This window comes from Bradyrhizobium nivariense (genome assembly GCF_029846695.2).
Taxonomy (GTDB): Bacteria; Pseudomonadota; Alphaproteobacteria; order Rhizobiales; family Xanthobacteraceae; genus Bradyrhizobium.
Map to the genome: position 1 here is coordinate 126,515 of NZ_JARWCR020000019.1, position 11,130 is coordinate 137,644.

General features: G+C 63.3%; 8 protein-coding genes and 1 pseudogene. 6 read left to right on the top strand and 3 right to left on the bottom strand.

What is annotated here, in order from left to right; all coding sequences use genetic code 11:
• Nucleotides 1-53 precede the first annotated feature (53 nt).
• The 6 genes and pseudogenes from QCM77_RS18175 to QCM77_RS18200 form a co-directional block, all read left to right on the top strand.
• Nucleotides 54-305: a hypothetical protein gene (locus tag QCM77_RS18175; RefSeq protein WP_279684447.1), complete on the top strand. Its 252-nt coding sequence runs from the start codon at nt 54-56 to the stop codon at nt 303-305.
• A 230-nt stretch (nt 306-535) separates the two neighbouring features.
• Entirely contained in the window at nt 536-1,594 is a 1,059-nt protein-coding gene (locus QCM77_RS18180) for a DUF2336 domain-containing protein (protein WP_347882383.1), read from the top strand.
• Complete coding sequence (locus QCM77_RS18185; RefSeq protein WP_279684449.1) at nt 1,591-1,914, top strand: PilZ domain-containing protein; 324 nt, start codon at nt 1,591-1,593, stop codon at nt 1,912-1,914. The genes QCM77_RS18180 and QCM77_RS18185 overlap by 4 nt, the downstream gene beginning before the upstream one ends.
• 101 nt (nt 1,915-2,015) lie before the next feature.
• A complete protein-coding gene (locus QCM77_RS18190; protein ID WP_279684451.1) occupies nt 2,016-3,065 on the top strand; it encodes an HD-GYP domain-containing protein in 1,050 nt (349 codons plus the stop codon).
• A gap of 1,205 nt (nt 3,066-4,270) precedes the next feature.
• Nucleotides 4,271-4,468, top strand: a complete 198-nt coding sequence (locus QCM77_RS18195) for a hypothetical protein (RefSeq protein ID WP_279684453.1) — start codon at nt 4,271-4,273, stop codon at nt 4,466-4,468.
• Nucleotides 4,469-5,042: 574 nt separating this feature from the next.
• Nucleotides 5,043-5,397 (top strand): annotated as a pseudogene (locus QCM77_RS18200) (ATP-dependent DNA ligase); the annotation flags it as partial.
• Between the two features lie 617 nt (nt 5,398-6,014).
• On the opposite strand, the gene QCM77_RS18205 reads toward QCM77_RS18200, so the two are convergent.
• The 3 genes from QCM77_RS18205 to QCM77_RS18215 all read right to left on the bottom strand — a co-directional run.
• On the bottom strand, nt 6,015-7,379 hold the full coding sequence (locus QCM77_RS18205; protein ID WP_279684455.1) for an HlyD family type I secretion periplasmic adaptor subunit: 1,365 nt from the start codon (nt 7,377-7,379) through the stop codon (nt 6,015-6,017).
• A gap of 23 nt (nt 7,380-7,402) precedes the next feature.
• Nucleotides 7,403-9,214: a type I secretion system permease/ATPase gene (locus QCM77_RS18210; protein WP_279668980.1), complete on the bottom strand. Its 1,812-nt coding sequence runs from the start codon at nt 9,212-9,214 to the stop codon at nt 7,403-7,405.
• Nucleotides 9,215-9,225: 11 nt separating this feature from the next.
• Nucleotides 9,226-11,130 (bottom strand): hypothetical protein (locus QCM77_RS18215; RefSeq protein WP_279684457.1); only part of this gene is annotated, 1,905 nt, incomplete at its 5' end.

The following is an 11,130-nucleotide window of genomic DNA, read 5'->3' on the forward strand; positions in this document are numbered from 1 at the left end:
CGGTCCTCGTATCGGCCCTCAGGCTCGTCCTCGGAGACGAAGTCGCGCGAACCATGCTCCAGGAAGAGAGCCTTGCCACGCTGATGGACACGATGTTCTCCGCGCCGATAGCACATCGCGATGCCGTTCGATACGTCGCGACTGCCTTAGATGACTTCGCCATTACACCAGAACTTGGCCCTGTCTGGCATCTTCGCTACCTATATGATGACCAGCCCGGTTCATTTCGCGTCGTCGATATGGAGATAGCCACGCCGGCCGGTACGTTGTCCAGCAACGACCTTTGGCTTCGGCTGCCGGTCTAACTAGCTCGCAACCTCTGCAATGTGGACCGTGCTGTCGACGACATGACTGCCAGAAACGGCGCGCTCTTCCGAATTGCGTTCATTTTACATGCTCACGGCACCTAAATACCGGGGAGTAAAGCTTATTTTAACAACTTTCCCGCGCAATACGTCTGATTGAACGTGACGCTTTTTAGAACGATTTAGGCCAGCCAATGAGGGCAATTTCTGCGGCCGATCTCATTACTGAGTTGGACGACACCATCGCGAGGAGCTCATCCGAACGCTGCGCGCGCATGCTCTGGCGCACGGCCGAGCTGCTCGTTGGCGCCAATGACCGACTGCAAGAGCCGCAGGTCGACCTGCTTGACGACGTTCTAATCCGCCTGACCGGGCGGATTGCGCCCGGCACGCTCGCCGAGCTCAGCACGACGCTTGCCGAGCTGGATACTGCTCCGATGAAGACCCTGCGACGTCTCGCCGCGTGCGACGATCCGGCGGTCGCAGTCCCGATCCTGAGGAAATCTCCCGCACTATCGCCGGCTGATCTCGTAGCGATCGCGACGTCCGGCAGCGAGGATCACCTTCTCGCCATTGCTGACCGGCGCACGATCGAAAAACCGGTGACTGAGGCGATGTTGCAACGCGGCAGCAGCAGGATTTGCCTGGCCGTCATCGGCAATCCGGGCGCGGAATTCTCCGGCGCAGCCTACGCCGCCTTGATCGGCAGGGCTGAGCAGGACGACGAGATCACGAAAGCGCTGACGCTGAGGCCAGACACCCCGGACATGGTCGTTCGGGAGCTGCTGTCGGCCTCGCCACGGCCGGCCAACAAGGCCGATGCCCGTCCGCGTGTTTCTTCCAACGCAACCGCATCCTCCGAAGTATCGGCGACAGCGAAGCGTCCTTGCGAGGCTGAGTACGCCGCTGTGAGGCCGGAGATCGTATCGCTCAACCGTAGCGGCAAGCTGAGCGACTCGACTGTCAATCGGTTCGCGATCCGGGGTGAGACCGCCAACCTGTTCACGGCCTTGTCGGTGCTGTCGGGAGCACCCATGGAGGCCATCGAGCAGGTGATGGCGGAGTCCGATTGCGAAGGTCTGGTGATGGCGTGCCGGGCATCGCGCTTGAATTGGCAGACCACGTTGGCCATCCTCAACACTCGCCGCGCGCGGCTTTCATTCGGCGAACGCGCACGAGCTCAGGAGCGGTTTGAAACCCTTCATCTCTCAACCAGCCAATGGTCCATTCGTTGGGGAGAAATCTCCGGCGCTAAAGATCGCACTGCAAAGTCGGGAGGGAGCCGATGAAATTCGACGGTCGCAAGGCGCCTCGGGTGCGGATGGACCACAGGCAGGTCGTCAATCTCATGGGCTCCGACGGCACCTGGCGGCGGAGCTGCGTGCTGCTCGATGTCTCGGACACCGGCGCCAAGATCGAGGTCGAGGGATCGCTCGACGTTCTCAAGGCCAAGGAGTTCTTCATGCTTCTGTCGTTGACGGGACTGGCCTATCGGCGCTGCGAGTTGGTCTGGATCGACGGAACCACGGCCGGCATCCACTTCATTCACGCAAATGGCAAGAAAAGCCAAAAAACCGCGAGCGACAGAACCGCATTAAAGCCGATTTGAGCCGAGCAGTATCACCGAGCTCCAATCTGATCCAATGATCATGCAGAACGTTAGCGATAAGGCCAATTCAGACCGGCACCCGACAAACGAAGGCATCAGTCATGTTCGTGCACGTCCTGGCCGATACTTCCGACAAGCTCTTCGGGCTCTGCTCGCTGCTTGAAAGGCTGTTCACCGTCGCGGGCGAGCGGCTCGATGTACAAGCAAAACTTCCGTACGCCCCTGCTGCCGTTGTCGTCAGTGCCGACCTGCGGGCCCTCGAAAACATTGCCGCACTGAAAAGGAGAGCTGCGCGCTTCGCCAAGGCCAACAAGCGCATCTTCCTCGTCGAGCAAACCTCCCACGTCTGCATCTCGCAGGCTTATGCGCTGGGCGCGACGCTGGTATTGCCCGGCAAGCTCGAGCCGATCAAGCTCGTCGCCGCGTTGGCCGATCCGGCCGGGGCCGAAACCGGCTGGACGAGCGGGATCTCGCAGCCCGACGATGCGGTTGAGGCCGCAGCCAACGCCGTCGCGTCGATGTTCACCTCGATCACACTCGGAGAGCGGATCGACGTTGACGGTCCTAAAGAGGCCGGCCGCAAGATCACTAACCGGATTGCCGAGCATGGGCTATCGCAATGGCTGACCGCGGTGCGGCGCCATCATGAGGGAACCTTCCAGCACTGCCTGCTTGTGACCGGCGTCGCAGTCGATTTCGGTCTCAGTCTCGGTTTCCGTAAAAGTGACCTTGAAAGGCTCTCCACTGCTGCCATGTTCCACGACATAGGGAAGGCGAGGATTCCCGTGGCGATCCTGGACAAGCCAGGACGCCTCGACGACAACGAGCGCGCGCTGGTCGAAACCCACCCGTCGACGGGTTATGACGTGCTGAAGGAGCACGGCAACATCTCACCCGAAATCCTCGATGCCGTCCGGCACCATCACGAATATCTCGATGGCAGCGGCTATCCCGACGGCCTCTGCGCCGAGAACATCACCGACATCGTTCGCATTCTCACCATCTCGGATATCTTTGCGGCGCTGATCGAACACCGCCAGTACAAGGCGGCCATGTCGCGCGAGGCGGCGTATGGGATTCTCTGCGGCATGAGGGGAAAGCTGGAGAAGGCGCTGGTCGCCTCGTTCAAGGATGTTGCGCTCACCAGATGAATTGCGCTGCGACCCGCAGAGCCGCGCAGCTCCCAACGCTCGACCGGCCTTCTTGGCGAGGCGAAGAGGAACATCCTACTGTCTAAGGTCACAACGCTGCCGCCATCAATCAGGTAGTTCTTATCGGCAACGGAATAGCTGTGGTCGCAGCTGTGAATCAAAATCCGAGCACGCGCTTGTTAGTCTGCAGCGGTTGTGCGTGGTTTGTAACTTGTGTCGCAACACGCGACTTAGAGCCCCCTGCTGCCCCCTGCTCGAGCTCACAGCTCAGCCTGGGCCAACACTGGTTGCACAACCGAGGGCCAATCCCAAGCGTCCGACCTATTTTGAGGAGTCTCACCCCTTCGGCCCGGAGGTCTCGTATGCGCGCTACTCACGCGATATCGCGGTTGAACGAGCCGTGGGCTGTTGCGCCTGATCACAAAGCGTAGCTCTCCACCGTAGCTGAAGCGTGGGAAATGCCGCCATGTCCGAAGAACACGCTGTAAGATCAGATCGATAGTAAAATAAGGTTGGAGGAGTGGATATCCTCTGGCTCTCGATAATTGGGGATTATCGATCGCTCCTCCCCTGGACGCGGGGCTGGCGTTTGCCTTTTGGATTCGTCGGCAGTTTATCGACGGCTACTGGCGCTAGGGGCTCTCCGCGCTTTTGACCTACGAAATTTGGCAGATTCGACGGCGCCTCCGATTTGCGCTTTATCTCCACCATGTCCGCCGCCCGCATCATCAAGCCGGCCCGATGTCGGGAGGCGACCGCAAATATTTCGCCCGCGAGATCCACAAGGCGGAGGTTGCCTTCGCGCATCTGCTTGAGGAGGCGGCCACTGCACACGCGGCCGCGCGGATGCCGCGCGCGCTAAGGCTTACGCACTCGACTGCGCGGCCTGGCCGGCGGGTTCTCACTTCTCGAGGTGTGCTGCGAACACTGCAAGCACAACGAGATCATCGACCTCGTCCTGGTCGTGCAACCCCGTGATCGGCATATCGCGTTGATGCGAAGTTTTCTGTATTGCGGCCCGTGCCAGCGCACCCTCGGAAGAAGCGCCGGCCCGACTCGATTGGCTTGCGCCCTACTCCCGATCCACAGCCCGCCGCACCATCACGGCGCGCGAAGTAAGCATTCTGACGCATGAAGCATATTGAAGCCCGCCCTGCGCCGAGCTGGAAGCCGGTGCACGAAAGCTCCTCGAGCTCGCCGCCCGCGTGCAGCCGATCAACGAGCGCATCCACATCGAAAAGATCAACGGCCCGTTCCTCTCGAAGACCGGATGCAATGCGAGTGGGCCGGAGTTCGGTGCCGGCATCAAATATGCGATCGAGCAGGGCTGGCTCGAGCTGCACGAGAGCGGCACCTATGTGCGGCTGCTGACGCCTGGCGCGAACCTGCTCGGTCATAAATAGGCCTAGCATCGAGCCACCCCCGCGCCAGCACCTCGCTTGGGCTCCGGTGGCACCAGGCGGTGAATTTGGTTTGGCGGTCTCTTCCACCTGCTCCTCGATGTACCGGAGGACCATGCGCCGCGTGTCTTGGTCGGTCAGCTTCTGAAATGCCTTGATCAAGCGCAGTATCTGCAGATCCTCGACACCGTTCGCCATGGCAAAACCTCATTGCAAAAAACGAGTGTTCAACGGGAAAATTATGCAGCCGTTGATGCGGCTCCGGAACATGGAACTTGGTCTACGGTTAAAACCTGCCGGCTCGCCGCCGAGCTGGCGGAGCGGACCGGTCACCTCCCCAGGCCCCCCAAATCGGGGCCGTCTCTCCGGCGAAGGGACAGACCATGACCTGCAAGCTCTGCGACGGCGTTGGCGGGGTGTGCGAGGCACACCCCGTGGCCGTGGGACGGCCCGCGCGCCTGCCCCTGTGGCGCCGCCGGCGCACCCTGCCCGCGCTGCAACGTTCCCGAGGATGGCGACGCGCCGCGAATGCCGCCCGGCTTCGTCGGCGAGGTCGACGACGAGGACACACAGCTGCATTGACTCGCTATATCGGCGCTATGCTTCCGCCTTCGAATTCTGCCTGCCGACCGCCGCCAAGGTGGTGCCGGCCGGCCCCGACTGGATTCACGAAATCAAATATGACGGCTACCGCCTGCGCGTCGAGCGCCAGGGCAAGACCGTCCGGCTGTTCACGCTCAATGGTCACGACTGGACCAAGCGCTTCCCATGGATCGTCGAAGCTGCGTTGAAGAACCGTCATTCGACGGCGACGCCGCGGTGCTCGGCGTCGACGGCGTCTCCGACTTCACCGCCCTGCATTTGCGCAAACACGATCACCGGTGCAGCTCTACGCCTTCGACATCCTGGCGCTCGGCGGCGAGGATCTGCGGCTGTTCAGTGTTGCGCAGACGGCTCCGGAATGCCTGCAAGGCGTCGTCGCGATCGGTGCACCGGTCGTAGGCCGCCTGCGACCGTTCTTCCCAGATGATTGGCTGAAGCTCCAAGAAACTACGCGACAGACCTGGGCGATGGCGCCGCTGCTCCGCCTCCACGTCGCGCGCGTCTTCTCGGACCCCGCAATGCGCGAGATGCTGGACGCGATCGTGCAGTCCCGGCTGAACCTGCCGCGCGAGACGCTCCTGAATTTTTCTCGACGAGGTGGAGGATGACGTCACCGACATTCTCCCCACGAGCACCATACCAGCCCTCGTTACGCATGGCCGGGACGACGGGCTGGTGTCGTTCGAGGCCGCAGAGCTGGCCGCCTCGCGGCTGCCAAACGCCATGCTGCACAGATTCGATGGCAAGGGGCACCTGCCCATCTTTACCGCTACCAATGAGTTCTGCGAGGTCTTGCGGTCTTCGTGCGCGGCCTGGAGCCGGTTCGGTGCGATCTGATTGAAAATCAAGCCTAGACCTAGAACGCGCGAAACCATTTCTCGATAAACTGACGCTGTCTTGAGTTTCCGCAGCAGTCCAACCAAACCAGAACCACCCGCTCGTCCATTCAGGTTTCGCGGAATGCGCGCGAGAAGCTGTCGAAGATCGGCTTCATGATGTACTCGAAAAACGTACGCTCGCCGGTCTTGATGTAAACGTCAGCGGGCATCCCGGGTGTCGGGATGAATTCTGGTACGCGCCTGAGAATATCATCCTGGTCCAGGCGCACCCGAACGACATAGAATTCCCGACGCGTGCCACTATCGGGGCGTGTTTCGGTCTTTACCTGCATTTGCTCCGCCAAGGCATCGGCTGACACGTAGATCACGCTCGCGCCAACCATGGGCGTGATGCGCTGATTGAGCGCCGACAGCCGCACCAGCGCCTCCTGGCCCAGGCTCACGTGCGAAATGTCCTTGGGATTCACATGTGCCTCGATGATGCGCTCTTCGCCTATCGGTAGGAGCTCAAGGATCACGGCGCCAGGAGAAACGACGCCGCCCGGTGTATGGTAGTTCTTCTTCACCACGATGCCGCGAACCGGTGAACGGACATCGACCCGGTCGGCCACGTCCTGGGCGGCGCGAATCTGCTCCTCGACGTCATCCAGATCAGCCTCGGTCTCGCGCAGCTCCTTGATGGCATCCCGGAGCGCCGTCGAGTGGAGCTGGACTATTCTTTCGTTCGCCTGAGCGACCCGCTCCTTGGAATCGGCAATGCGGCCGAGATACTCGCCAAGCTCTCCCCCGAGACTGGCCTCGGAGCGTCGCAGCGCCAGCACATCCGACTTGCGGACCAATTGCTGGCCAAGAAGCAAATTCTTGTCCTGCAGCTCTTCGCCGAACAGGGCAATACGATCTTTGGTGGACTGCACTTGCGCCTGATATCCGCGAATGCTTTCCTCCAGCCCGGCGATTTGCTTCGCGAGCAGGCTTTCTTCGGTCGCGAGACTAGCCTGGCGTGCCCGCAGCTCGGAACGTTGCCGCTCAAGAATTGCTTCGACTTCCGGATCACGTGCGCTCCCGCTGAATGCGGCCGGGGTTTCGATTGTCTCTGAAGAGCTCATTTCGGCTTCGAGACGCGCTTTCATGGCGATCAGTCGATACTTCTTTAAAACCAGCCGCTTCAGCTTGGTGTTGGCAGCGGTGTCATCCATGCGAACGAGGACCTCGTTCGCCTCGACGACATCACCGTCCTTGACCGCGATCTCGCGGATGATGCCGCCCTCGAAGTGCTGGATCAGCTTGTTCTGTCCGGTGGCCACAAACGTGCCCGGGGCGACGACCGCGCCGTTCAGTGGAGCGATCCCGGCCCAGACACCGAAACAACCGAGCCAAACAACCAGGATGGCGAGGCCGGTGAAGATGGGCCATTTGGCGCTCAGCGGAACGCCGCGGTACCACTCGCCGATGCTTTCCTTTTCTGCTCTCATGCTATCCTCCCGTGCTGATCATCTCACGGGCCGGAGGATTCGATTCGTCGAGGCTGCTCCGGCTTATCTCCGCCGGCTCCGGCCGGCGTCGACCGAACCAGGCGATGCAGCACCTCGCTCGGAGATCCGAATGCTTCCGCGCGTCCGGCCCGTAGAATGAGCACTTTGTCCACGCTGTTCAAAAGCGCCGGGCGGAGGGTTACGACCACTGCGGTGACCCCGCGCTTCTTGGCCCGCTGCAGGGTCTCCGTCAAAGCCTGCTCTCCTGCCGCGTCGAGATTCGAGTTGGGCTCGTCGAGCACGACGAGGCACGGATTACCGAAGAAAGCCCGCGCGAGCGCGATGCGCTGCTTCTGTCCTCCAGAGAGTGGGCCGCCGCCGCGGTCGAGCACAGTTTCGTATCCTTGCGCCAGCTGACAGACCATGTCGTGGATGCCCGAGAACATCGCCGCCTCATAGATGCCCGCGTCCGGCAGGTCGTCCCGCATGCGACAGATGTTCTGCTTGATCGTCCCGGGAAATAGCTCGACCTCCTGGGGCAGGTAGCCGGTATATTCCCCGAACTGGCGGCGGTCCCAGTTGCGCAGCTCCGTTCCCTCCAGCCTGACCTTGCCGGCGGTCGGCACCAGACAGCCCACCAGAATGCGCGCGAGGGTCGACTTGCCCGAGCCGGATGGTCCGACAATGGCCAGAGACTCTCCAGGCGCGAGCTCGAGCGACACACCATTGAGCACCGGCTCCTTCGAGCCGGGCGGCAGGTACAAGACCCGATCCACGCTCAGGTGCCCTTGCGGTTTGGGCAGGCGCAGCTTCGTCGTGTCTCGCTGGAATGACTCGACCGCCTCCTTGACGCGCGCATAGGCCGATCGCGCCTGAACGCAGCTGCGCCATCCCTCGATCAAGCCCTCGAGCGGCTGCAGGGCGCGGCCGGCAATGATCGAGGCCGCGATCATCATGCCGCCGGTGATCTCGGCGTTGAGCGCCAGATAGGCGCCGGTGCCGAGGATCGTGATCTGGGCCACGAGCCGGACGAACTTTGAGGCACCGCTGATCCAGAAATTCCGGTCGAGGGCTTGGCTCTGCACCGTCAGGGCTGGCGCCTGGCGGCGACCCCAATGGAGAATGCTCTCGCTCAGCATTCCCATCGCATTGATCACCTGCGAATTTCGCGCCAGCGACTCGGCCGCGGCGTCGGCTTCGGCAGCATGCAGGCCTGCCTGATCCACACGTTCCGAGGTCGCTTTCTGGTTGATCAGCGCAATCAGCGCCAGGACCAAGCCAGACACGACGGCGATGTAGCCGAGATCTCGGTGAACAAGGAATATGACTCCGAAGTAGAGCGGCGAAAGCGGCGCGTCCATCAGCAGAAGCATGATTGGGCTCGCGATGAATCCGCGCACCTGGTGAAGACTGCGGATCCCATGGATGGTCCCGCCCTCGCCGGCCCTGGCGCTGTTGATGCTGCTCGAAAGCACTGCGCCGCCGAGCAAGGCCTCCATCTTGGTCGCAAGACGCCCCAGCACCTGCCGACGCAGAATGTCCATGATCGAGAGGATGCCGATGAACGCCAGCGCGAGAGCCGAGAGCATCAGTAGTGTTTCGAGGCTGCGGCTCGCCAGCACGCGGTCGGATAGCTGGAACAGGTACACCGGCAGCGTGAGCATCAGCAGATTCACGACGACCGAAAATGCCGCGACTGCGATCAGGTTCGTGCGCGCGACAGAACGCCAGGCCGCCAGCGGGTTGACAGGCCCAACATGATCGCGGGCTGCGACGGGCTGATTCGCAAAGTGGTTGCCCAGCGGATTGCTCGGTGTCTCGACGACGGCCGCCATGTTCGCTCCCGTTACAGCAAGGCATGTCCGAGGTGATCGATTGGATGAGTCGTATCCAAGACGTTGGGAGGCGGTGGCGCCTGGTTCTGGACGTCGGCAACGGCCTGCACCGAAGTGTCGTGGGCCGATGCGCCATCGGTCGGAGACGCGGCATGCTGCGGGGTAACTGCGATGTCGCTGCTCAGCGTGACGCCGTAGTCGGTATACTGGTCTCCGGTGAACAGAGCATTTGCTGGAGGCGGTGGCGCGTCGTTCAGGGCGATCACGTCTCCCGCGATGGGGGGCGGGTCGACGGCCGCCGCAGTATTCGATACGTCCGTCGCCACATTGGCCGGGGCAGCCGTCACGGATCCCTCGATCGGTGCGTCATTCGCAGTGGCGAGCGCGAGAAGGGTGTCGGCTGGTTCGGAGGCTTGACTACCGCTGCTGGTATCCGGCACGGCCGGATCTGACGCGTCGCTCGTCGGATGGCTCGGAGCGGCAGCTGTTGGGGACGGGCCGGCCGTATCAACGACCGGCGCCGCACTCGCAAGAGCGTCGCTTGCCACATTCCCGGTGTCGGCCGGATGTGACGCGTCGCTCGTCGGATGGCTCGGCGCGGCGGCTGTTGGGGTGAGCACCGGTCCGGCCGTATCAACGACTGGCGCCGCACTCGCAAGAGCATCGCTTGCCACATTCCCGGTGTCGGCCGGATGTGACGCATCGCTCGTCGGATGGCTCGGCGCGGCGGCTGTTGGGGTGAGCACCGGCTCGGTCGTATCAACGACCGGCGCCGCACTCGCAAGAGCATCGCTTGCCACATTCCCGGTGTCGGCCGGATGTGACGCGTCGCTCGTCGGATGGCTCGGCGCGGCGGCTGTTGGGGTGAGCACCGGTCCGGCCGTATCAACGACCGGCGCCGCACTCGCAAGAGCATCGCTTGCCACATTCCCGGTGTCGGCCGGATGTGACGCGTCGCTCGTCGGATGGCTCGGAGCGGCAGCTGTTGGGAACGGGCCGGCTGTACCAATCGTTGCGCCAAACAGGGGATCGGCGGTGTCGACCACCAGCGCCGCAGTCGCGGTGGCGTCATTCGTCAAGCCGCCAAGCATGCCCACGGTGTCGGCCTCCGTTGCGAGCACCGGCTGTACTGCCGCCTCGACCGGTGCGAGCGCGCCGGCCACCTCATGGCCCAGCGCGCCCACGGTGTCGGCCACCGTCGTGAGCACTGGCTGCACCGCCGCCTCGATCGGCGCAAGCGCGCCGGCCACCTCATGGCTCAGCGCGCCCACGGTGTCGGCCACCGTCGTGAGCACCGGCTGCACCGCCGCCTCGATCGGCGCAAGCGCGCCGGCCACCTCATGGCTCAGCATGGCCACGGTGTCGGTCACCGTCGCGAGCACCGGCTGCACCGCCGCCTCGACCGGTGCGAGCGCGCCGGCCACGTTATGGCTCAGCGCGCCCACGCTGTCGGCCACCGTCGTGAGCACTGGCTGCACCGCCGCCTCGACCGGCGCAAGCGCGCCGGCCACCTCATGGCTCAGCATGGCCACGGTGTCGGTCACCGTCGCGAGCACCGGCTGCACCGCCGCCTCGACTGGCGCGGTCGCGCCGACCTCATGGCTCACCGTGCCCGCGGTGTCGGTCACCGGCGCGAGCAACGGCTGCACTGCAGCCTCGACCGGTGCGAGCGCGCCCGCCACGTCATTGCCCAGCGCGCCCACGGTGTCGGCCACCGTCGTGAGCACTGGCTGCACCGCCGCCTCGACCGGCGCAAGCGCGCCGGCCACCTCATGGCTCAGCATGCCCGCGGTGTCGGTCACCGTCGCGAGCACCGGCTGCACCGCCGCCTCGACTGGCGCGGTCGCGCCGACCTCATGGCTCACCGTGCCCGCGGTGTCGGTCACCGGCGCGAGCAACGGCTGCACTGCAGCCTC

Bases quoted from the DNA above. Each gene is read 5' to 3' on its own strand.
- QCM77_RS18205 (WP_279684455.1), bottom strand. From the start codon at position 7,379: ATGAGAGCAGAAAAGGAAAGCATCGGCGAGTGGTACCGCGGCGTTCCG.
- QCM77_RS18185 (WP_279684449.1), top strand. From the start codon at position 1,591: ATGAAATTCGACGGTCGCAAGGCGCCTCGGGTGCGGATGGACCACAGG.
- QCM77_RS18210 (WP_279668980.1), bottom strand. From the start codon at position 9,214: ATGGCGGCCGTCGTCGAGACACCGAGCAATCCGCTGGGCAACCACTTT.
- QCM77_RS18175 (WP_279684447.1), top strand. From the start codon at position 54: ATGCTCCAGGAAGAGAGCCTTGCCACGCTGATGGACACGATGTTCTCC.
- QCM77_RS18190 (WP_279684451.1), top strand. From the start codon at position 2,016: ATGTTCGTGCACGTCCTGGCCGATACTTCCGACAAGCTCTTCGGGCTC.